We start from the raw sequence: 22,009 nt of genomic DNA, 5'->3' as shown, positions 1-22,009 counted from the left end.
GGGCGGGAGGGTCATCGGCCCGACAGGGGCCCGGCGGGCAGGGACGATACCGCGCCCATCCCACGCGCCAGGGTGCCAATCGGCCCGGGTGGCAAGGCGCCAACGCCCCGACCGCCGGCGCGCGCCCGCCCCGTGGCGGCTGGCGTCTGCTTACGTCCGCAGCAGCGTCGCCGTCTCGTGGGTCAACTCGTCCAAAAAGGCCCGCGTGCGCGCCGGCAGGTGGCGGCGGCTGGGCAGCGCGGCGTAGAGGGACCAGTGGTCCGTGACCCAGCCGTCGAGCACGCGCACCAGCTCGCCGCTGGCCAGCCGGTGCGCGACCAGATCCAGCGAGACCGCCAGAATGCCGCCGCCCTCCAGCGCCATGCGCAGCAGCGCTTCGACATGGTTGCTGCAGGCGACGGGCTCCACCGCCACCCGGCTGACGGCGTCCGGCTGATCGGCGCGCCACAGCGTCCACGTGTGGGCATGCTGCCCCGGAGGACGGTAGCGCAGGCAGTGGTGGAGCACCAGATCCTCGGGCCGGGTCGGCCGCCCGACGCGCTGCAGATAGGACGGCGCGGCGACTAGCGCGCTCACCCCGCTGGCGATGCGGCGGGCGATCAGGCCCGTATCCACCGTGCCTTCCACGGCAAACAGCGCCACGTCGTGCTCTTCCACCGAGGGGACGGCGTAGCTCTCGACATCCACCTCGACGCGCAGGGCGGCGTGCCGCGCCGTCAGCCTCGGCACGACCGGGGCCACCAGCACACTGGCCAGCACCGGGGTGGCCAGCACCCGCAACACACCGGCCACCGTTTGGCTGCGCTGGCTCACCAGGGCGTCGGCCTCGTCCAAATCGGCCAGGATGCGCCTCACCCGCTCCAGATAGGCGGCGCCCTCGTCGGTCAAGGCCACGCGGCGGGTCGTGCGCTGCAGCAGGCGCACGCCCAGTTGCGCTTCGAGGTCGGCGACCATGCGCGTGACGCTGGCGGCCGACAGATCGAGGGCGCGCGCGGCGGCGGCAAAGCCACCGGCATAGGCCACCGCCTGGAAGACGCGAAGGGATTGGAGCCGGTCCATGGGTAGATTGTCGATGTTTATTTCTAAATCTGCAATATTGCATTGTTGGAAAAGAGGTTTATCGACAAATCTTTCGTTAGTACAGTTCATTCCACGGGCTGCATCAACGACCCTCACCAGCAATCTCTCTCTGTCCAGACGAAAGGAAACGCCATGAACCGCTTCTCTCTGCGCACCCTGATCGCCACCTCGCTGCTGGCCGCGACCGCCGCCGCATCGGCCGCGAGCTTCCCCGTCGCATCGGGCGAGTTCTCCGCCGCCGACGTGGCCGCCTCGAACACGGCCCAGCCGGTGCGCGCCGCCCGCGCCACGACCACCGAAGGCCGCACCCGCGCCGAAGTGCGAGCCGAGTTGGAAGCCGCGCGCTGCCGCGGTGAGCTGCCGTTCGACGGCGAGACGGGCCGCACCTACCGCGACGTCTTCCCCGACCGCTATCCGCTGCCCGAGTGCCGTTGACGCGCTGGCGCGCTGTCATCGGTCTGTCACGCCCTCGGTCGAAGATGGTGGCCTCTTCGCGCAAGACGACGACGCACCATGGCCAAAGACTTCGACCTGATGGAAGACTCCAACCGCAGCGCCAACCCGACCATCCACGAGGTGTCGGACCCGGCGCGGCGCATTTTCGTGCGCGGCGCGCTGGCCAGCGCCACCGCCGCGCTGTTTGGCGGCAGCCTGCTGGCGGGCTGCGCGAGCACCGGTGGCCCCAACGCCGCGGCCCTGGGGCGCGGCATCGGCTTTGCCAGTGTGCCCATGCGCGACGTCGACGAGGTGCTGGTGCCCCCGGGCTACACCGCGCGCGTGCTCAACCGCTGGGGCGATGCGGTGGGCGTGGCCGGCAAGATGCCGGCGTTCAAGACCGACGGCTCCAACACCGCCGAGGAGCAGGCGCTGCAGGCCGGCATGCACCACGACGGCATGAGCTACTTCCCGCTCGATGGCAGCAAGCGCGGACTGCTGGCCATCAACCATGAGTACACCGATGACGGCCTGCTGCACCCGGACGGCATGAAGACCTGGAGCGCCGAGAAGGTGCGCAAGGCGCAGGCCGCGCACGGCGTGTCGATCATCGAGATCGAAGCCGGTCCGAACGGCTGGCGCCAGGTGCTGCCGTCCAAGTACGCGCGCCGCATCACCGCGACCACGCCGATGCTGATCAGCGGCCCGGCCGCCGGCCACACCTGGATGAAGACCGCGGCCGACCCGACGGGCACGCGGGTGCTGGGCACGATCAACAACTGCGCCAACGGCCAGACGCCCTGGGGCACCTACCTGACCTGCGAAGAAAACTTCATCAACTACTTCCACGGCCCGGACCAGCCCGATGCGCACGGCAAGCGCTGGGGCCTGAAGAAAGACGGCGCCGGCTACCGCTGGCACGAGTTCGACGAGCGTTTCGACGCCACCCGGCACCCCAACGAGCCGAACCGTTTTGGCTGGGTGGTCGAAATCGACCCCATGGACCCGACCATGACGCCGATCAAGCGCACCGCGCTGGGCCGCGCGGCGCACGAGGGCGCCGCGGTGGCGCTGACCGACGACGGCCGCGCCGTGGTGTACATGGGCGAGGACGCGCGCTTCGAATACATCTACAAGTTCGTCAGCCGCGACCGCGTCAAGCCGGGCGGCTTTGCGGCCAACCGCGACCTGCTCGACCACGGCACGCTGTATGTGGCCAAGTTCAACGCCGACGGCAGCGGCGAGTGGCTGCCGCTGGTGCACGACCGCGGTCCGCTGACCGCCGCCAACGGCTTTGCCAACCAGGGCGCGGTGCTGATCCAGGCGCGGCAAGCCAGCGACGCCCTGGGCGCCACCAAAATGGACCGCCCGGAATGGACCGCCGTGGACCCGATCAGCAAAGAGGTCTATTGCACCCTGACCAACAACAGCAACCGCGGCCGCGACAAGAGCCCCGGTGCGGATGCGGCTAACCCGCGCGTCAACAACACCATGGGCCACATCATCCGCTGGAAGGAAAGCGGCGATCTGGACGCCACCCGCTTCACGTGGAACCACTTCGTGATGGCGGGCGATCCGGCGCTGCCGCGCGCCGAGGCCAAGGGCAACATCCGCGGCGACATCTTCGGCAGCCCGGACGGCCTGTGGGTCGATCCGCGCGGCGTGCTGTGGATCCAGACCGATGTGTCCACCTCGACGCTTGGCAAGGGCGACTACGTCAACATGCCGAACAACCAGATGCTGGCGTGCGACCCGACGAAGGGCGAGATCCGCCGCTTCCTGGTCGGACCGCGCGGCTGCGAGGTCACCGGCATCGCTATGACGCCGGACCTGCGCGCGATGTTCATCAACATCCAGCACCCGGGCGAAAGCCCCAGCGAGCGCAGCGACCCCGACGCGCCGACCAAGATCTCGCGCTGGCCCGATGGCGGCCGTCCGCGCTCGGCCACCGTCGTCATCACCAAGAACGACGGCGGCGTCATCGGCACCTGAGAGAACGTGCGGCGCACCGCGGATTGCCTTCACCTTGGATACGCCGGCCCCGTGGGGCCGGTTTTTTTCCTTCACGCGGCCGTCACGCTCGGGTGCAAAGCTGGGGCGACCCCTTGATCGAGCCCCGATGCGGAGGACTTTCCACGATGTGCTTTTCGCTGTCATCCGTGCTGCGGTGCGGTTTCCTCACCGCAGCGGTGCTGCTGTTGGCTGGCACCGTCGCCGCCCAGACTGTGCGCTTCGTCGCGCTGGGCGACATGCCCTACGGCCCGCCGGACAAAAGCTATCCCCCTTACCGCGCGCTGATCGAGCGCGTCAACGCGCTGCAGCCGGCCTTCACCATCCACGTCGGTGACATCAAGGCCGGCTCCACCCTGTGCAGCGATGAGGAATTTTCCGCCCAGTTGGATCACTTTGGCCGCTACCGCGGTGCCGTGGTGTACACCCCGGGCGACAACGAGTGGACCGACTGCCACCGCGCCAATAACGGCAGCTACGACCCGCTGGAGCGCCTAGCCACACTGCGACAGCGCTTTTATACCCCCGGGCGCTCGCTCGGCCAGCAGCCCATCGCGGTGGAGAACCAGTCCACGGTCATGCCGGCCTTCGCCGACTATGTGGAAAACCAGCGCTGGTGGACCGGCGACGTATTGTTCGTCGCCGTGCACATCGTCGGCAGCAACAACAACTTCGAGGCGCGCGATCCCAAGGCCGTGGCGGAGTTTTTCGCGCGCGACCGCGCCAACATCGCGTGGCTGCGCGCCGCCTTCGAGCTGGCGCAGCAGCGCAACGCCCGGGCCATGGTGGTGGCGATGCAGGCCGACCCGTTCGACAACCAGCAGCCGGTCGAGACGTTTGCGCGCCACTCGGGCTTTGCCGCCAGCATCGGCGACACACTGGTGCCACTGGCGGCGCAATGGGGCCGTCCGGTCCTGCTGATCCACGGCGACAGCCACGTGCTGGCATTCGACAACCCCTTCAAGCACCAGAAAAAGCCGGTGCTGAACCTGACACGCCTGCAGGTGCCGGGCGCGGCCGACGTGCGCGCGGTGGAGGTGAGCGTCGATCCGGCCTCCACGCAGCCGTGGACCATCCGGGTCTTTGGCGCCCAGCCTTGAGGCGCGTGTGAAGCCCGATGACGTTGTTTATGAACAACATCGGGTCATCACGAATTGACTTAACATCACCGTCATCAGGGTCCGGTGCAATAGCCCCTGTGGTTCGGCCCTCCGGGCCACCCATCCCCGGTTGCAGCCCCCCATCCGGGGCTGCCGCTTTCTGGTTCAACCCTAGGAAATCCGACGATGAAAAAATCCCTGATCGCCCTGGCCGCCCTGATGGCCACCGGGGCCGCCCTGGCCCAATCCAACGTCACGCTGTACGGTCGCGTGGACCTGTCGGTGGGCAACCTCAAGGACAAGGTCAAAAACACCTCCACCACCCAGATGTTCCACGGCGGCGACGGCGGTCTGACCAACTCGCGCTGGGGCCTGCGCGGCACCGAGGATCTGGGCGGCGGCCTGAAGGCGGCCTTCAAGCTGGAAAACCGCTTCAACGCCGACACCGGCGCGTCGCAAGACCCATACTTCAAAGGCGAATCCAGCCTGTCGCTGATGGGTGGCTTCGGCGAGGTCAAGCTCGGCCGCAGCACCACGGTGTACGACGACGTGCGTGGCCTGGGCCAGAGCCGCAATGTGTTCGACTCGGCCTTCACCGCTTCCAGCAACGGCGTGTTCAAGTCGGGCGGCGACTATGCCTCGCGCTTCGACAACAAGATCAGCTACTACAGCCCCAACATGGGCGGCTTCTACGCGGGCATCGACGTCTCGCTGGACGAGAAGGCCGGCGTCTCCCAGGACAAGTACGCCTTCAAGGCCGGCTACAAGCAAAAGGAATTCGAGGTCGCTCTGGCCCACCAAAACGAGAAGGACAAATCCGACAAGTACACCGCGCTGGCCGCGATGTATGACTTCGGCAGCTTCTCGGTGTCGGGCGCATACAACCAGCGCAAGGGCAGCGCCACCAACGGCGACGACAGCGAATACACGCTGGGCGTGACCGTGCCGGTCGGGGCCTGGGCCTTCTCCGGCGGCTATGCCTACAGCAAGACCAAGAACTCGGCCCGCGGCGCCAAGAACGGCGAGGCCAGCGGCTTCGCCCTCGGCGCCACCTATGCCCTGTCCAAGCGCACGCGCCTGTACGCCGGCTACCGCGACGTCGAAGTCAAGAACAACGTCGGCACCAGGACCAAGGACGAGCGTCTCTACGCCGTCGGCGTGCGCCACGACTTCTGATCGCGGCCCTGTCCGCACACGGGCGGTGACGGGCCGCCCGATCTCTCCAAAAACGCTCCTTGGGACGGGCTTTCTGCGGAAAGCCCGCTTTTTTTCTCAGGACAGGGCACGCTGGCGCCACGCGGCCAGCGCCCCCAGCCACAGCGCCCCCGCCGAGAACACCAACCCTCGCTCCAGCCCCCCGGGACCGTCGCCGATCCAGCCCACCACGGCCGGACCGACGATCTGGCCCGCCGCAAACACGATGGTGAAGGCACTGATGCCCGCCGCCCAGCGCGCTGCGGGCAGGTTGTGGCGCACCAACGCCGTGGTGGACGCGACGACGGACAAAAACACCGCGCCAAACAACAGGCCTGACGCCAGCAGCACCGGCCAGGCGTGGGTCAGGGCCGGCAACACCGTCGCCAGACCGAGCAGTGCATTCAGCCGCGCCAGGGGCTGCCCGTCGCGGTGCCGATCCAGCAGCCCGGCCCACAAGCGCGACGACGCCATCACCGCCACCCCCAGCAGCGCATAGAACAGCGTGATTTCACCCGCAGGGGTGCCGCGGTCGCGGAGCAGCGCGATCACAAACGTCATGTAGCCGATGTAGCCCACCCCAAACAAGGCGTAGCCCGCCAGCGAGGGGGCAAACGCCCGCAGCAGCGCCCCAGTGTGGTCGGCCTCCCCGGCAGCGGCGGGCGCCGGCGAACTGTCCGGCGTCGGCGGGGCAGCACCCGTCAGCCCCAGCGCGCCCAGGCCCCGCCAGGCGTGGGCCAGGCCCCCGATGCCCGCCAGACAGGCCACGGCCAAGGCCCACCAGGCCCACGCCCAGGCGTGCGGCCGATCCGCCGCCCAAGCCAGCACGGCCGGCACCGCCAGCGACGACAGCACGATGCCGCTGCCCACGCCACCGTAGTACAGGCCCAGCATCAGGCCGGCATGGCGGGGCCAGACACTGCCCAGCCGGGCCGCCAGCAGCCCCCCGGCCACGAACACCCAGGCACTGGCGATGCCCGCCAGCCAACGCTGGATCAGCAGCGGCCCATCGGCCGTCAAAAAACCGCTGCCCGCCATGAACAGCGCCGCCAACGCCGACCCGCCCAGCAACACCGCCGCCGGACCATGGCGGCGCATCAGCGCAGGGACGGTGAGCGCCCCGACCAGATAGCCCACCGCATTGGCCGTGTTCATGGCACCGGCGAGCAGATAGCTCCAGCCCAGATCCGCGCGCATCGGCGGCAGCAGCAGGCCATAGGCAAAGCGGGTAATGCCGAGTGACACCGCCGCCCCCAGCGACAGCAACAGCGCGAGCACCAGACCGCGGCGCAACGGCACCGGGCAAGCGGATCCCTGTTCGAGGCGAGACATGGCCCCGCATTGTGAGGCGGGCCTTTCTATCCTGTCACACCATGCGCGACACCCGAATGCCCTCCCCTTCCGCCCCCGTATCCGCCGAGCGCCTGGCGGCGCTGCAGGCCGCCGAGCGCGAGCGCTTCCTGGCCGAACACCCCCGCTCGCGCGTGCTGGCCGGGCGCAGCGCGGCGCACTACCTGTTTGGCGTGCCGCTGCACTGGATGCGCGACTGGCCCAACCCCGTGACGCTGTTCGTGCGCAGCGCCCACGGGGCGGAACTCACCTGCGCCGATGGGCATGGCTACGCGGACTTTTGTCTGGGCGACACCGGGGCGATGTTCGGCCACTCCCCGGCCCCGGTGGCGCGCGCCATCGCCGAGCAGGCGGCACACGGGCTGACCTGCATGTTACCCACGGAGGCGGCTGCCGGCGTCGGCGAGCGGCTCGCGCAATGCTTTGGCTTGCCGTTCTGGCAGTTGGCCCTGTCCGCGAGCGACGCCAACCGCTTCGTGCTGCGCTGGGCGCGCGCGGTCACCGGCCGGCCGCAGTTGTTGGTGTTCGATGGCTGCTACCACGGCGCGGTGGACGACACGTTGGTGGACCGCGACCCCGCGACCGGCAGCACGGTGCGCCGGCCATCGGTGCTCGGCGCGGTGCACGACCACCCCAATTTCACGCGGGTCATCCCCTTCAACGACCTGGCCCTGCTGGAACGCGCGCTGGCCGATGGGCAGGTGGCCGCTCTGTTGGCCGAGCCGGCGCTGACCAACTTTGGGCTGGTGCCGCCCGAACCCAGTTTCTGGTCGGCGGCGCAGGCCCTGTGCCGTCGCTATGGCACCCTGTTGGTGCTGGACGAAACCCATACCCTGTCCAGTGGCGTCGGCGGCCATGCGCGGGCGCACGGGTTGGCGCCGGATGTGTGGGTGGCCGGCAAGGCCGTGGCCGGGGGCGTGCCCTGCGCGCTGTACGGTGTGACCGCCGATCTGGCAGCCCGCATGCAGGCGGTCAAACAGGCCGCGCCCGAGGGCCACAGCGGCATCGGCACCACACTCACGGCCAACGCCCTGGCCATGGCCGCGCTGGATGCGGCCTTGCGACATTTGCACACGCCGGCCAGCTACGCCGCCATGAACCACGTCGCCGATGCGCTTGAAGCCGGCTTGACCGAGCGTTTGCACGCCCATGCCCTGCCCTGGACCGTGACACGGCTGGGCGCCCGGTTGGAACTGCAGTTCATGCCCACGACGCCGCGCAACGCCGACGATGTGCGCCGCCACGCCCAACCGGCGCTGGAAGCCAGCCTGCACCTGTTCCTGCTCAATCGCGGGGTGTTGCTGACCCCGTTCCACGGCATGATGCTGTGCTCGCCGGCCACCACCCCGGCGCATGTGGCCCGACTGCTGAACGCCTTCGACGACTGGTTGGCCGCCCTGGGCTTGTGAGGTCAGGCCCCCAGGCCGATGGGCGCCGGGGCCACTTCCAGAATGCGGCGAAACAGCCGCTCGTACGCGGGATCGGGCGCATAACGGCCCGTCAGCGGGTCCCGGTTGGCCTCGAACGCCTCATCCAGCGCCCGCCAGTCGGCTTCGTCGAGCACACGCTGGGCCGCGGGCAGGATTTCCTGCTCCTCCAGCCGCATGTGTTCCAGATAGAACCCGACGTAGCGCTCGCAAGCTTCGACGAAGGCGGCCTGGCGGTCGTCGCCCAGCCATTCCCAGGCCAGCAGCCGGTGCTGCAATTCGCGCACCTGCGACTCACCCTTCATGTGGTCCTGCTCTAGCCGGGTAATGACGGGCAGTACGGCCGGCTCGCGCTTGGCCACGCGCGGAAAGAGAAGATCGGACTCTTTGGGATGGTGCAAGCGCTCCGGAAACTCGTCGATGTAGAACAGCATCGCACGCAGCGTATCGAAGAAGCGCGCGCGGTCATCGCCCGGGCCGCGGCGAATGAGCCACAGCAAAGACTGCAGCATCGCCGCCAGGGCGGCGTGCTCGTCGCGGATGGTGCGCAGGGCGCTCGAGGGGTGCATGGGTGGCCTCCTGCCCAAAAAATGGTCGATCGGTCCTCAGACCGACGCTGGCCAAGCATGCCGTCTAACACCCCCCCTCGTCTTGACGCACGTCAAGACTGAGAAACCGACCGAGAGACCGCGGCCGCATGTGCAGGACGCCAGCGCGTCAGCCACAAGGCATTGGACACCACGCTAACCGAGCTGGCCGCCATCGCCGCGCCGGCGAACACCGGGTCCAGCACACCCAGCGCCGCCAGCGGGATCCCCGCGACGTTGTAGACGAAGGCCCAAAACAGGTTTTGCCGGATCTTGCGCACCGTGCGGGCAGAAATGTCCAGCGCCGCGGGCACCAGCGCCGGGTCGCCGCGCAGTAGCGTGATGCCGGCGGCATGCATGGCGACATCGGTGCCGCTGCCCATAGCCATGCCCACATCGGCCGCCGCCAGCGCGGGCGCATCGTTGATGCCGTCGCCCACCATCGCCACCGCGCCGCCGCGCGCCTGCCAGCGCCGCACCACGGCGGCCTTGTCGGCCGGCATCACCTCGGCTTCGACCTCGCCGGCTTCGGGCCGCAAGCCCAGGCGGCGCGCCATGGCCTCGGCGGCGGCCCGCTGATCGCCGGAGATCATGACCACCCCCAGGCCCCGCGCACGCAACTCGGCGATGGCCTGCGCGGCCCCGGGCTTGGGCTCGTCGGCAAAAGCCAGCAACGCCAGCGGGCGCCAGACGCCGCCCTGCTGCCACGCCAACACGGCCAGCGTGGCCCCGGCTGCTTGCTGCTCGGCCATGGCCGGGGCCCAGCCGTCCGGCAGCCCGGCCCCTGGCTGCAGAGGGCAGCCCAAATCGGCCATCCAGCCCGGGCTGCCCAGGGCCAGGGTCACGCCGTCGACCGTGCCTTGCACCCCGCGACCGGGCACCGTCTGGGTGTCGGTGGCGGGGGCTGGCAACGCCTCCCCCCATGCGGCCAGCACCGCCTTGGCCAGCGGGTGGCTGCTGCCCATCTGCAGGGCAACGGCGGTGCGCAGCGCGGCCGCTTCGTCCACACCGGGTGCGGGCACCAAAGCGACCAGGCGCGGATGCCCGACGGTGAGCGTGCCCGTCTTGTCGAACGCCACGGTGCGCACGCGCTGGGCAATCTCCAGGGCCTCGGCGTCCTTGACCAAGATGCCATGGCGGGCCGCCGCCCCTGTGCCAGCCATGATGGCGGTGGGAGTGGCCAACCCCAGCGCACAGGGACAGGCAATGACGAGCACCGCCACCGCATGGAGCACCGCCTGCTCGGCATCGGCGCCCCCGACGGTGGCCCACAGCGCCCCCGTCGCCAAGGCTACGAGCACTACGATGGGGACAAACACCGCCGCTACCCGATCCACCAGCCTCTGCACCGGTGCCTTGTGCGCCTGCGCATCCTGCACCAGCGCGATGATGCGCTGCAGCACCGATTGCGCACCGATCGCGGTAACCTGCACTTCGATGGCCCCATCGCCATTGAGGCTGCCCCCGGTGACCGCATCCCCGACTGCCTTGGCCACCGGCAACGGCTCGCCGGTGAGCATGGATTCATCCACCTGGGTTCGCCCCTGCACCACGATGCCATCGGCCGGGATGCGCTCGCCCGCACGTACCAGCACGCGATCACCGGGCAGCAGTTCGGCGACCGGGACGTCCTGCATGGATTCGCGGCGCGCCCCATCGGGCAGCAGGTGGGCCATCGGCGGCTGCAGCGCCTGCAACGCACGGATGGCCGCCGTGGTGCGGCGTTTGGCGCGCGCCTCCAGCCACTTACCCAGGCGCACCAGCGTGATCACGACCGCGGCGGCTTCGAAGTACAGGTGCGGCATCTCGTCGGGTAGCGTGTGCCACCAAAGCCAGACGCTCATGCCCCAGGCCGCCGTCGTCCCCAGGGCGACCAGCAGTTCCATGTTGCCACTGCCACTGCGCAGCGCATGCCAGCCCGCGCGGTAAAACCGCGCACCCAGCACAAACTGCACCGGCGTGGCCAACAGAAACTGCCACAGCGCCGGCACCGTGAGGTGCTCGCCAAACGCCATGGCGATCATCGGCACCACCAAGGGCGCCGACAGCACGGCCCCGACCAACACCCACATGCCCTCGCGACGCATGGCCTGTTGGGCCTGCGCTCCGTCGTCGTCGCCACTGGCCAGTGGGCGGGGCTCGTAGCCGGCGTCGCGCACAGCGCGCTGCAAGCGCGCCGGCAGCTCGGCAGCATGCTGGGCATCGGCGCGCCACTGTACCCGCGCGGTCTCGGTGGCCAGGTTGACACTGGCGTGGGTGACGCCGGGCACGCGCTGCAGCGCCCGTTCCACCCGTGCCACGCACGACGCACAGGTCATGCCTCCGATGCCCAAATCGCATTGCCCAGTGGCCCCGGCTTGCACCGGGGCGTCCAGTGGCGCCGCCGCCGAGGTGAGTTTGTCCGCCATGGAGCGAGTATGCCGCAGCGACCCCGGCGGCGTATGATGGCACGCTCGATCCAATCCTCCGCAACGCCATGAAACACGTTTTCACCGTCACGGGCATGTCGTGCGGCCACTGCGTCCGGGCGGTCACTCAGGCCATCCGCGCGCTCGATCCGCAAGCCACGGTCCAGGTCGATCTGGACGCCCAGCGCGTCGAAGTCGAATCGGAACAACCCCGCCCCGCACTGGCCGACGCCATCCGGGACGAGGGCTACGCCGTCGTCGACTGACCGACCGCACCGGGGCGGGCCTCTGCGGCACGCCCCGCCTTTCTTGTCTCCCCCCCTTTTTCCTTGCCTCGCCCCGTCCGTCCCAACGGCCGGGGCGTTGTCACATCTGGGCCGCGACGGTGATCGCACCACGTTTTTCACAAGCTTGTGGAAAAAAATCGGACAAGCGACTTGTTGTTCACAGGGCAGGCGATGTCCGACCGGTTTGTTCGCGTTCATCCCGGCGCCCACGCAGTGGCCATCCACAGGGTCATGAACGCCGCAACCAGCTGTCGCGCCAGCAAAAACCGCTCTTGTCCACGGATGGCGGCGTATTTCTACCTACGACGACTACCTTGTATGACGATCACAAAGTAAAACCCGGGACAACGCGAAGTGCGAACCGAAGTACCCGCCGCCCGAAAAGGCCGATCCGTTGCCCCGCGCTGCTAAGATGCGCGTCTAGAAAACGCCCCATGTCCAGCGCACCCCCGTCGTCTCCTGCCATCGAAATCCGCCACGGCCAGATGCCGCTGGTGGTGGCCCGCTTGCGCGGTCCCGATGTGGACGCGGCATTGGCGGAACTGGAGCAACGCTACGGCGATGCGCCGGGTTTTTTCGACGACGAGCCCCTGCTGTTGGACCTGTCCGCGTGGACGGGGGCGGATCGCGGCCCCACACCACTGGAGCGCCAAGCCCTACTGGACGGATTGCAGCGCATCGGTCTGCGGCCGCTCGCCTTCCACGGCGGCCCGCACGGTTGGCAATCGGCGCTGCGCGAGCGGGGCCTGGCTGCGGGTGAGGTGCAGGGACCGGTGGCCGTGCGCGGCGCATCCCCGAAGGCAGACAGCCCAGTCACGACCGCAGTAACACCGCCAGCTCCATCGGCCCCCCCTTTGCCTAGCGCTGCCCTGGTGGTGGACCGGCCGTTGCGTTCCGGCCAGCAGGTGTATGCGCGCGGACGCGATTTGGTCGTGCTGGCCATGGTCAACCCCGGGGCGGAAGTCATCGCCGATGGCCACGTCCATGTGTATGCGCCTTTGCGCGGCAAGGCCATTGCCGGTGCACGCGGCTTGGCCGAGGCGCGCGTCTTTGCCCTGGCCCTGGAGCCGGAGCTGGTCTCGATCGCCGGCGTCTACCGCACCGCCGAAACCCCGTGGCCCGATGCCGTGCGCGGCAAGCCGGCCCAGGTGCGGCTGGCCAGCGGGCCCGATGGCGACAAGCTGCTGCTCGAACCCCTTTCCTGAAACGCCCTCATTCCCAGACTGAAAGCGATCCATGGCCAAAATCGTCGTCGTCACCTCCGGCAAGGGCGGCGTGGGCAAGACCACGACCAGCGCATCGTTTGCCACTGGGCTGGCCCTCAAGGGGCACAAGACGGTGGTGATCGATTTCGACGTCGGTCTGCGCAACCTCGACCTCATCATGGGCTGCGAGCGCCGTGTGGTCTATGACTTCGTCAACGTCATCCACGGCGAGGCCAACCTCAACCAGGCCCTGATCAAAGACAGGCAGGTCGATCAGCTCTATGTGTTGGCCGCCAGCCAAACCCGCGACAAGGAAGCCCTCAAGCAGGAGGGGGTGGAGCGCGTCCTCAACGATCTGGCCGGCATGGGGTTCGACTACATCGTGTGCGATTCGCCTGCCGGCATCGAGACCGGCGCGCTGATGGCCATGCACTATGCGGACGAAGCGCTGGTCGTCACCAACCCCGAGGTGTCGTCGGTGCGCGACTCGGACCGGATTCTGGGCATGCTCAGCTCCAAGACCCGGCGGGCCATCGAAGGGCGCGAGCCGGTCAAGGAACATCTGCTGATCACGCGCTACAACCCCAGCCGCGTACAGGACGGACAGATGCTGTCGCTGCAGGATATCCAGGACATCCTGCGTATTCCGCTGATCGGCGTCATCCCCGAGAGCGAGGCGGTGCTGCAGGCCTCCAACCAGGGCGTTCCTGCCATCCATCTGCAGGGCACCGACGTATCCGAAGCGTACAAGGATGTGATCGACCGCTTTCTGGGCCAGGACAAGCCGCTGCGCTTCATCGAGGCCGAAAAGCCCAGCTTCTTCAAGCGCCTGTTCGGGAGGTGAGCGCCGTGTCCTTCCTGTCCTTTTTGCTGGGCGAGAAGAAAAAGACCGCCACCGTCGCCAAGGAGCGGCTGCAGATCATCCTGGCGCACGAGCGGGCCGGCCGCAATGCGTCCGAGCCGGACTACCTGCCGGCCCTGCAGAGGGATCTGGTGGCGGTGATCGGCAAGTACATTGCCATCAACCCCGACGACATTCGTGTAAACCTGGAACGCCACGACAACCTCGAGGTGCTCGAGGTCAAGATCGAACTGCCCGAGACACGATCGTGATTTCACCCGGCGCGACCGAGGCAGTCGGCACGGCCTGACGCTTCGCAAAGGCGGTTAGCTGGACTCGCGGATGCAGCCCAGCGCCGCCGAAGATCAGGCCGCGGCGCGCTGAAGCCGGTCGCGCACGCCGTCCCACGCGGGATCCGCAGGGGGGCGCTCGACCCAGATCAGCCGTGTTTGCCCGTCGTCCAGCTCGCGCAACGCGGCGAACAGCTCGCGCGCTGCCGCGTCGGCTTCCGTCGCCATGGGGCGCAGCCGCACGTGCGCGCTGACGCAGTGCAGCGGGCTGCGGTGGTAGATGGCCAGATCACGAGCCTGCGCGCCGAGCAGGTCCAGCGCCGTTTGCAGCTCGGCAGCATCCATCAGCCGCACCTTGGCCTGCGGTGCGTAGTGTGACGCCAGCGTGCCAGAGGCGCGTGGCGCGGCGGCGTCGCGGTCGCGCACCGCGCGGCCGAGCGTGCGCTCCAGCTGCGCGTGGCCGATCATGCCGGGGCGTAGCAGCACCGGCTCGGCGCGCGTGCAGTCGACGATCGTCGACTCGATCCCGACGGGGCAGGCGCCGCCGTCCAGGATCAGCAGTTCGGGGTCGGACAGGGTGCCCAGCTCCGCCGCGACGTGCGCGGCCTGTGTCGGGCTGACTCGGCCGAAGCGGTTGGCGCTTGGCGCCGCGAGCCCCCGGATGCCGGCCGCATGACAAGCGGCCAGCAGCGCCTGCGCCACCGGGTGCGCCGGGCAGCGCAGCCCGATCGACGCCTGAGCGCCGGCGGCAGTCTCGGCGACGCCCGGCCGACGCGGCAGGATCAATGTCAGCGGCCCGGGCCAAAACGCCGCCATAAGCGCCCGCGCAAAGTTCGGCACCGCCGTGGCGTAGTGGGTTAGCGCACCCTCGCGCTCGGCGGGTGTGGTGCCGCCGATGTGCACGATCAGCGGGTGGTCGCTCGGCCGCCCCTTGGCGGCGAAGATGCGCGCCACGGCCTCCGCCTGGTCGGCGTCCGCGGCCAGGCCGTACACCGTCTCGGTCGGCATGGCCACCAGATGTCCGGCGCGCAGCCGCTGCACCGCGTCGGACAAGACCTCGGCGGCCTGCGGGCCACGCGCGTCCCGAATCAACGCCATGGCGCGATGCCCAGTCGCTCGGCCGCAGCCCGTGCGGTCTGTTGCGCGGCGTCGGCCGTGGCGGCCGTGATCGTCAGATGGCCCATTTTGCGCCCCGGGCGAGCATCGTGCTTGCCATACAGGTGCAGATGTGTTCCGGGCAGCGCCAGAACGCCCGCCCAGTCCGGCGTAACAGGCTGGCCGTCGCGCCACCACAGGTCGCCCAGTAGATTGAGCATGATGGCCGGGCTGTGCTGCCGGGGTGTGGGCAGCGGCAAACCCGCAAGGGTGCGCACCTGCAGTTCGAATTGCGACACGTCACAGGCGTCAATCGTGTAGTGGCCGCTGTTGTGCGGGCGCGGCGCCATCTCGTTGACCACCAGCGCCCCGTCGGCGCTGCCGTCGTCGACGACGAAAAACTCCACGCACAGCACACCCACATAGCGCAGCTGCGCGGCGATCGCGCTGGTGGCGGCGATCGCCTGCTCGGCCAGCGCCGGCGAAACGCCGCCCGGGACCACCTCGGTGACGGCCAAAATGCCGTCGCGGTGCAGGTTGCGCTGGACGGGAAAATGCACCTGCGCCCCGTCGGCTCCACGCGCGACGATGACCGACAACTCATCGCGCAACGCTAGGCGTTGCTCCAGCACGCACGGCAAGCGGCCCAGTTGCTCCCAGGCGGCGGCCAGTGCGGCGCGGTCGGCCACGCGCACCTGACCCTTGCCGTCGTAGCCCAGGCGCGCGGTTTTCAGGATGCCGGGCAGCAAGGCGTCGGGCACGGCAGCCAGATCGGCTGGCGACACGATGGCGGCATGCGGCGCCGGGCCCACCCCACCCGCGCGGGCGCAGGCGGCGAAGTGCGCCTTCTCCGCGATGCGGTCCTGCGCGACGGCGACGGCTTGGGATCCGGGCGCCACCGGCCGCTGCGCGGCCAGGGTGGCCAGGGCGCCGGCGGGTACGTTCTCGAACTCGGTGGTGATGGCCTCGCAGCGCTGCATCAGTTGCGCCAGGCCCTTTTCGTCGTCGTAGGCGGCGGCGACGTGGTAGTCGCTGACGCGACCGGCCGGGCTGGTCGCATCCGGGTCCAGCACGGCGGTCTGGTAGCCCAGAGCCTGCGCCGCGTGGACGAACATGCGGCCAAGCTGGCCGCCGCCCATCACGCCCAGCGTGGCCGGCCGGCCGCCGCCCGCCACGGGGCCGGGCAGGATCGGGGCGGCACTCATGCGCGGTCTCCCGCCCTCGGTTCCACGGGCAGGGTCATGGCCCGCGCCATCGCCGTCTGCTCGGCGCGGAAGGCGTGTAGCCGCTCGCGCAGGGCCGTATCGTGGCGGGCCAGCATCGCCACCGCGAACAGAGCGGCGTTGGCCGCGCCGGCCGCACCGATGGCAAAGGTGGCCACCGGAATGCCCTTGGGCATCTGCACGATGGAGTGCAGCGAATCGACCCCCTGCAAATGGCGACTGGGCACCGGCACGCCCAGCACTGGCACGGTCGTCTTGGCGGCCAGCATGCCGGGCAAGTGGGCCGCGCCGCCCGCGCCGGCGACGATGGCCTGCAGCCCGCGACCCTCGGCTGCCTCGGCATAGGCGAACATGTCGTCCGGCATGCGGTGCGCCGAGACGACCCGCGCTTCGAACGCGACGCCGAACTGTTGGAAAATGGCAGCCGCGTGCTGCATGGTGTCCCAGTCGCTGCTGGACCCCATGACGACACCGACCTGGACGTTGCTGCTGGACATGGCGACCCCGGGGAAAATCCCATCATTCTAGAGAATCGGACGCTGCCGACATGATCGATGTCACGCTTGCCAATTTCCAGGCCGAGGTGCTCGAAGCCTCGCTGACCACGCCGGTGCTGGTGGATTTCTGGGCGCCATGGTGCGGCCCCTGCAAAGTTCTCGGCCCCGTACTGGAGAAGGTGGAGCTGGCCTATGCGGGCCGCTTCAAGCTGGTCAAGGTCAACACCGAGGACGAGCAGCAGCTCGCCGGCTACTTCCAGATCCGCAGCATCCCGACCTGCATCCTGTTCGTCGGTGGGCAGCCGGTGGATGAGTTTATGGGGGCCCTGCCAGAAGGGCAGATTCGCGCCTTTTTGGACCGCAACCTGCCCAGCGAAGCCGACCTGCAGGCCGAGGCCGAACGTGCCGAGGCCGAGGCGGCGGCCGCCCAGGGCGACGCCTACACAGCCCTGCAGCGCCTGCGCAATGCGCTGGCGCAGGCGCCCGACAACGACGATGTGCGTTTCGATCTGGTGCGGCTGCTGATCGGCTCGGGCCAGTTGGGCGAAGCGGCGGCCGCGCTGGCGCCGGCGCTGGGCAAGATCCCGGTGCCGCTGCGCTTCGAGGCGCTGGCGCAGTGGCTCCATGCGCTGGAATTCGCCACCACCGATCCGCGCGGGCGGTGGCCGCTGGAGAGGTTCGACGAGCTGATCGCGGCCAACAAGCGCGACTTCGAGACGCGCTTTGCCAAGGCCCGGGTGCTGATTGCGCAGGGCGACTGGACCGCAGCGATGGACGAGTTGCTGGAGATCATCATGCGCGACAAAAAATGGGCCGACGAAGCCCCGCGCAAAACCGTGGTCGCCTTGCTGGAGTTGCTGGCCCCGCCCAAGCGCGATGCCGGGGCCGCGCCCAAATCTGCGACCGGCCTGGAAATCGCCGGGCATGCCGCGGCGGCCGAAGATCCGCAGGCTGAATTGGTCTCGCGCTACCGGCGCAAGCTCAGCATGGCCCTCAACTGAGCCGCTGCGGACGCCATGATCACCGTGCGCTTCGTTACCCCCGGCCCGCAAGGGCCCGTGCAGGACCGCGAGGTCGAGGTGCCGGCCGATGGCCGCAGCCTGATGAAGGTGGCGGTGGACGCGGGCATCGATGGTATCGCCGCCGACTGCGGCGGCAGCCTGACCTGCGCCTCTTGCCACGTCTTCGTCACCGAGCCGTGGCATGGGCGGCTGCCGCCCCTGTCCGCCGACGAGGACACCATGCTGGACTACACGGCGGAGGAACGCCGCGCCAACAGTCGGTTGAGCTGCCAGATCCGGCTGACCGCCGAGTTGGACGGCCTGACCGTCGAGCTGCCCGCGCGGCAATATTGACGGCAGCGCCGGCGCGGGTTTCACAATTCTTTACGCGCGGACCAAGCGCCCTTCACGCGGGGACGGGACTATGGGTACCGTGGACGGCAACCCGCTGTCCCCTTCGATGCAAGGAAAGGAGTGTCCCATGTCCGCTACCGTTGCTTTCTCCACCCGCTGGCGCCCGCTGCTGCTAGGCACGGCGCTGGTCGTCTCCGCTGCGGCCACCCCACCGGTGTGGGCCCATGCCGCCCGCTCCGGCCACGGCCCCATGGGGGGTGCCATGGCCGGGGGCATGGGACCGGTCCTGGCCGGACCGCTCGCCGTGGATCTCGGCCGCCTGGACCACTGGCTGGATCGCATGGCGCAACATCTGCAACTGCAACCCGCGCAGCGCGATGACATCCGCCGCATTGCACAGGCCGCGGCGCAGGATCTGCGGCCCCTGCGCGACGAGGCCCGCGCGCTGCACGAGGAACGCCGGCGTCTGTGGGCCCAGCCTACGCTGGACGAAGCGGCGATCGAGGCACTGCGCCAGCGCGCCCTCGCCCTGCACGAACGCCACAGCGCCCGCATGCAGCAGGCGATGCTGGAGGCGGCCCGGGTGCTGACGCCCGAGCAGCGCCAGCGGCTTGCCCAAAGCATGGATCGCCGCGGCGCCCACCGGCACGGGGGCCAGTGGGCCCCGCGCGGCGGTGAAAACGGTTGACCCCTGACCGACCCCCGAACGACCCCTGAGTGGCATGGCGGCCCGGATTCTGCTCATCGATGACGACCTGCGGCTGACCGCGATGGTCGGCGACTACCTGCGGCAGGCGGGCTGGCAGGTGGAGACGGCGGCCTCGCTGAGCGCCGCCCGCCAGCGCTTGGGGCCCGGGTTGCCGCCGCCCGATGCGCTGGTGCTGGACCTGATGCTGCCCGATGGCGATGGCCTGGACTTGTGCCGCGATCTGCGCGCCCGGCCCGACACGCGCCACCTGGCCATCCTGATGCTGACCGCGCGCGGCGAGCCGACCGATCGCATCATCGGGCTGGAGCTGGGGGCGGACGATTACCTGCCCAAACCGTTCGAGCCGCGGGAGCTGCTGGCGCGGCTGCGCGCCCTGCTGCGCCGCGCCGGGGCGACGCCGCCAGCCGCCGGTGCGGCCGAGGTGCTGCGCTTTGGCCGGCTGGAGGTCGATCTGGCCGCGCACGCGGTTCGGCTGGACGGACGCGTGTGCGAGCTGACGGCTTACCAGTTCCAGCTGCTGGCGGTGCTGGCGCGGCACGCCGGGCGGGTGCTGTCGCGCGACCGGATCATGGACGCCCTCAAGGGCCATCCGCAGGAGGCCTACGACCGCTCGATCGATGTGCACATCTCGCGCATCCGCGCCGCGATCGAGGACGACCCCAAGCAGCCCCGCCGCATCCTGACCGTGCGCGGGGCGGGCTATCTGCTGGCGCGCCAGCCAGCGGGCGACGGGGAGCCAGCCCCGTGAAAACGCTCTACCTGCGCATCTACCTGACGGTGGTGGCGGTGCTGCTGCTGTTTGCCCTGCTGTCGGGCTGGCTGTTCCAGCGCAACATGGACCAGGTGCGCGCGCTGGACCGCGCGGCCTGGAGCGAGCGGCTGGCCGGCTGGGCCGAGCTGGCGCAGGAGGTGCTGCCGCCGCCCTCGGCGCCGCCGGCCGAACAGGCAGCCGCGCTGGAGGACTGGTCGCAACGCCTGCGCCTGCCGCTGGCGCTGGACGACGCCGAGGGGCGGCCGCTCGCCACCAGCGCTGCCTTCGGACGTTGGGCGGGTCACGGCGGGCGGCGCATCCGCCTGGCGCTGGCCGACGGGCGGACGCTGTGGGTGCTGCGCCCTCCCCGGCCCGAGGGGCGGCCGCCCGCCGTCGGCCCCCTGGGTGCCCTGCATGGCCCGGGCGTGCCCCGGGAGCCGGCGTGGTGGCGAGGCGGCGGGGGGCTGGCGGCGGCGCTGGTGGTGCTGTTCGTCGCCGTCGCTGCCGGCGCTTACCCGGTGGTGCGGCGGCTGACGCGCCGCCTGGAGGCGCTGCGCCGCGGTGTGGAGACATTCGGGGATGGCCAGCTCAGCCACCGCGTGGCGGTGGACGGCCGCGACGAGGTGGCGGCCCTGGCGGCCAGCTTCAACCGGGCGGCCGAGCGCATCGAGAGCCTGGTGCGCTCGCACCAGTCGCTGCTGGCCAATGCCTCGCACGAATTGCGCTCGCCGCTGGCGCGGCTGCGCATGGCGCTGTCGCTGTGGGACACCGATGCCCCCGAGGCGCGCCCCGCCCGCCGCGCCGAAATCGAGCGCAACATCCGCGAGCTGGATGCGCTGGTGGACGAGGTGCTGCTGGCCAGCCGCTTGCAAGCCGCGCCGGACTTGGAACGTGCCCCGGTGGATTTGCTCGGGCTGGCGGCGGAAGAGGCCGCGCTGCTCGGCGCCGAGGTGGAGGGCGAGGCGCTGGTGGTGCCCGGCGACGAGCGCCTGCTGCGCCGGGCCGTGCGCAACCTGCTGGAAAACGCCCGCCGCTACGCCCCGGAGCAGCCTCCCAGCGTGCAGGTGGTGCAATCGGGCGATGCCGCAGAGCTGCGAGTGTGCGACCGCGGACCCGGCGTGCCGGCCGATCAGCGCGAGCGCATCTTCGAGCCTTTTTATCGCCTGCCCGGGCATGCCGAACATGCCGGTGGCGTTGGTCTTGGCTTGAGCCTGGTGCGCCAGATCGCGCAGCGCCACGGCGGGCAGGCGCGGTGCGAGCCGCGCGACGGCGGCGGCAGCTGCTTCGTGCTGCGGCTGCCGCGGGGCTGATCAGCCGATCAGGCGCGCCAGCGCCTCGCGGTACTTGGCCGCAGTCTGTTCGATCACCTCCTTGGGCAGGCGCGGGGCGGGCGGCGTCTTGTTCCACGGCCGGCCGTCCACCCGGGCGTTCTCCAGCCAGTCGCGCAGGTACTGCTTGTCGAAGCTGGGGGGGTTGCTGCCTTCGGCGTAGGATTCCGCCGGCCAGTAGCGCGACGAATCGGGCGTGAGCACCTCGTCCATCAGCGTCAGCGTGCCGTGCGCATCCAGCCCGAACTCGAACTTGGTGTCGGCGATCAGGATGCCTTTGCTGGCCGCATAGTCGCTCGCGGCCTGGTACAGGCGGATGGAGATGTCGCGAATGCGCTCGGCCAGGTCGCGGCCGATGCGTGCGGCCATCTCGTCGAAGGTGATGTTTTCGTCGTGCTCGCCGACGGCCGCCTTGGCCGCCGGGGTGAAGATCGGCTGCGGCAGGCGGCTGGCGTTGCGCAGGCCCGGCGGCAGCGGCACGCCGCACACCGATTGCGTCTGCTGATACTCCTTCCAGCCGCTGCCGGCCAGATAGCCGCGCACCACCGCCTCGACCGGGATCGGCCGCAGGCGCTTGACCAGCATCGAGCGGCCGCGCACCTGCTCCCGCTCGGCCGGGGCCACCACGCTTTCCGGGTCCTCGCCCGTCAGGTGGATGGGGCACAGGTTGGCACCCTTGGGCCCCAGTTTGTCGAACCAGAACAGGCTCAGCGTCGTGAGCAGCTCGCCCTTGCCGGGGATGGGCTCGCCCATGATGACGTCGAATGCGCTGATGCGGTCGGTGGCCACCATCAGGATGCGGTCGTCGCCCACGGCGTAGTTGTCGCGCACCTTGCC

22 protein-coding genes are annotated in these 22,009 nt (G+C 69.8%); 14 read left to right on the top strand and 8 right to left on the bottom strand.

Annotation, left to right across the window (positions count from 1 at the left end; all coding sequences use genetic code 11):
- Positions 1-150: 150 nt before the first annotated feature.
- On the bottom strand, positions 151-1,059 hold the full coding sequence (locus tag V7026_RS06700) for a LysR family transcriptional regulator (protein WP_334154587.1): 909 nt from the start codon (positions 1,057-1,059) through the stop codon (positions 151-153).
- Between the two features lie 153 nt (positions 1,060-1,212).
- Between V7026_RS06700 and V7026_RS06695 the strand changes: the two genes are divergently transcribed.
- From V7026_RS06695 to V7026_RS06680, 4 genes are all read left to right on the top strand, one after another.
- Positions 1,213-1,515 carry a DUF4148 domain-containing protein gene (locus V7026_RS06695; protein ID WP_334154586.1) on the top strand — a complete coding sequence of 101 codons (303 nt, stop codon included), beginning with the start codon at positions 1,213-1,215 and terminating at the stop codon, positions 1,513-1,515.
- Positions 1,516-1,593: 78 nt separating this feature from the next.
- Positions 1,594-3,507: a PhoX family protein gene (locus V7026_RS06690; protein ID WP_334154585.1), complete on the top strand. Its 1,914-nt coding sequence runs from the start codon at positions 1,594-1,596 to the stop codon at positions 3,505-3,507.
- A 146-nt stretch (positions 3,508-3,653) separates the two neighbouring features.
- Positions 3,654-4,625 (top strand): hypothetical protein, encoded by a 972-nt coding sequence (locus V7026_RS06685; RefSeq protein WP_334154584.1) that lies wholly within the window; start codon positions 3,654-3,656, stop codon positions 4,623-4,625.
- Positions 4,626-4,811: 186 nt separating this feature from the next.
- Positions 4,812-5,801: a porin gene (locus V7026_RS06680; protein ID WP_334154583.1), complete on the top strand. Its 990-nt coding sequence runs from the start codon at positions 4,812-4,814 to the stop codon at positions 5,799-5,801.
- A gap of 96 nt (positions 5,802-5,897) precedes the next feature.
- Here the strand turns inward: V7026_RS06680 and V7026_RS06675 are convergent, their stop codons facing one another.
- Positions 5,898-7,151, bottom strand: coding sequence for a YbfB/YjiJ family MFS transporter (locus tag V7026_RS06675; protein WP_334154582.1), 1,254 nt, complete (start codon positions 7,149-7,151; stop codon positions 5,898-5,900).
- Positions 7,152-7,192: 41 nt separating this feature from the next.
- On the opposite strand from V7026_RS06675, the gene V7026_RS06670 reads away from it, so the two are divergent.
- A complete protein-coding gene (locus V7026_RS06670) occupies positions 7,193-8,578 on the top strand; it encodes an aspartate aminotransferase family protein (protein WP_334154581.1) in 1,386 nt (461 codons plus the stop codon).
- 2 nt (positions 8,579-8,580) lie between these two features.
- On the opposite strand, the gene V7026_RS06665 is transcribed toward V7026_RS06670, so the two are convergent.
- Together V7026_RS06665 and V7026_RS06660 are read right to left on the bottom strand one after the other, a co-directional pair.
- Positions 8,581-9,165, bottom strand: a complete 585-nt coding sequence (locus V7026_RS06665) for a hemerythrin domain-containing protein (protein ID WP_334154580.1) — start codon at positions 9,163-9,165, stop codon at positions 8,581-8,583.
- A 92-nt stretch (positions 9,166-9,257) separates the two neighbouring features.
- On the bottom strand, positions 9,258-11,591 hold the full coding sequence (locus V7026_RS06660; protein ID WP_443082323.1) for a heavy metal translocating P-type ATPase: 2,334 nt from the start codon (positions 11,589-11,591) through the stop codon (positions 9,258-9,260).
- Positions 11,592-11,659: 68 nt separating this feature from the next.
- On the opposite strand from V7026_RS06660, the gene V7026_RS06655 reads away from it, so the two are divergent.
- The 4 genes from V7026_RS06655 to minE all read left to right on the top strand — a co-directional run bounded on the left by V7026_RS06655 (position 11,660) and on the right by minE (position 14,196).
- A complete protein-coding gene (locus tag V7026_RS06655) occupies positions 11,660-11,857 on the top strand; it encodes a heavy-metal-associated domain-containing protein (RefSeq protein WP_334154579.1) in 198 nt (65 codons plus the stop codon).
- 455 nt (positions 11,858-12,312) lie between these two features.
- The gene (minC, locus tag V7026_RS06650) at positions 12,313-13,083 is read left to right on the top strand and encodes a septum site-determining protein MinC (protein WP_334154578.1); all 771 of its coding nucleotides are present in this window, start codon (positions 12,313-12,315) and stop codon (positions 13,081-13,083) included.
- Positions 13,084-13,114: 31 nt separating this feature from the next.
- Complete coding sequence (gene minD, locus V7026_RS06645; protein ID WP_334154577.1) at positions 13,115-13,927, top strand: septum site-determining protein MinD; 813 nt, start codon at positions 13,115-13,117, stop codon at positions 13,925-13,927.
- Positions 13,928-13,932: 5 nt separating this feature from the next.
- Complete coding sequence (gene minE, locus V7026_RS06640) at positions 13,933-14,196, top strand: cell division topological specificity factor MinE (RefSeq protein ID WP_334154576.1); 264 nt, start codon at positions 13,933-13,935, stop codon at positions 14,194-14,196.
- Positions 14,197-14,289: 93 nt separating this feature from the next.
- On the opposite strand, the gene V7026_RS06635 is transcribed toward minE, so the two are convergent.
- Genes V7026_RS06635 through purE form a run of 3 tightly spaced genes read right to left on the bottom strand, consistent with a single transcriptional unit; the run spans position 14,290 to position 17,029 of the window.
- Positions 14,290-15,306, bottom strand: a complete 1,017-nt coding sequence (locus tag V7026_RS06635; protein ID WP_443082324.1) for an L-threonylcarbamoyladenylate synthase — start codon at positions 15,304-15,306, stop codon at positions 14,290-14,292.
- A complete protein-coding gene (locus V7026_RS06630) occupies positions 15,303-16,514 on the bottom strand; it encodes a 5-(carboxyamino)imidazole ribonucleotide synthase (protein ID WP_334154574.1) in 1,212 nt (403 codons plus the stop codon). Before V7026_RS06630 ends, V7026_RS06635 begins: the two co-directional genes overlap by 4 nt.
- A complete protein-coding gene (gene purE / locus V7026_RS06625; protein WP_334154573.1) occupies positions 16,511-17,029 on the bottom strand; it encodes a 5-(carboxyamino)imidazole ribonucleotide mutase in 519 nt (172 codons plus the stop codon). The genes V7026_RS06630 and purE overlap by 4 nt, the downstream gene beginning before the upstream one ends.
- Positions 17,030-17,079: 50 nt before the next feature.
- On the opposite strand from purE, the gene trxA reads away from it, so the two are divergent.
- The 5 genes from trxA (at position 17,080) to V7026_RS06600 (ending at position 21,154) form a co-directional block, all read left to right on the top strand.
- A complete protein-coding gene (gene trxA / locus V7026_RS06620) occupies positions 17,080-18,030 on the top strand; it encodes a thioredoxin (protein WP_334154572.1) in 951 nt (316 codons plus the stop codon).
- 15 nt (positions 18,031-18,045) lie between these two features.
- Positions 18,046-18,384 carry a 2Fe-2S iron-sulfur cluster-binding protein gene (locus V7026_RS06615; RefSeq protein WP_334154571.1) on the top strand — a complete coding sequence of 113 codons (339 nt, stop codon included), beginning with the start codon at positions 18,046-18,048 and terminating at the stop codon, positions 18,382-18,384.
- A 127-nt stretch (positions 18,385-18,511) separates the two neighbouring features.
- The gene (locus V7026_RS06610; RefSeq protein ID WP_334154570.1) at positions 18,512-19,072 is read left to right on the top strand and encodes a Spy/CpxP family protein refolding chaperone; all 561 of its coding nucleotides are present in this window, start codon (positions 18,512-18,514) and stop codon (positions 19,070-19,072) included.
- Positions 19,073-19,106: 34 nt separating this feature from the next.
- Positions 19,107-19,841, top strand: coding sequence for a response regulator transcription factor (locus V7026_RS06605; protein WP_334154569.1), 735 nt, complete (start codon positions 19,107-19,109; stop codon positions 19,839-19,841).
- Entirely contained in the window at positions 19,838-21,154 is a 1,317-nt protein-coding gene (locus V7026_RS06600) for a sensor histidine kinase (RefSeq protein WP_334154568.1), read from the top strand. The genes V7026_RS06605 and V7026_RS06600 overlap by 4 nt, the downstream gene beginning before the upstream one ends.
- Here the strand turns inward: V7026_RS06600 and V7026_RS06595 are convergent.
- Positions 21,155-22,009, bottom strand: an 855-nt coding sequence (locus V7026_RS06595) for a phosphoribosylaminoimidazolesuccinocarboxamide synthase (protein WP_334154567.1), incomplete at its 5' end; no start/stop codon positions are given. It abuts the gene before it with no gap.

This window comes from Tepidimonas sp. (genome assembly GCF_036825565.1).
GTDB lineage: Bacteria > Pseudomonadota > Gammaproteobacteria > Burkholderiales > Burkholderiaceae_C > Tepidimonas.
Note: the sequence above shows the minus strand (reverse complement) of the source record. Positions and strands in the feature narration are given on the sequence as shown.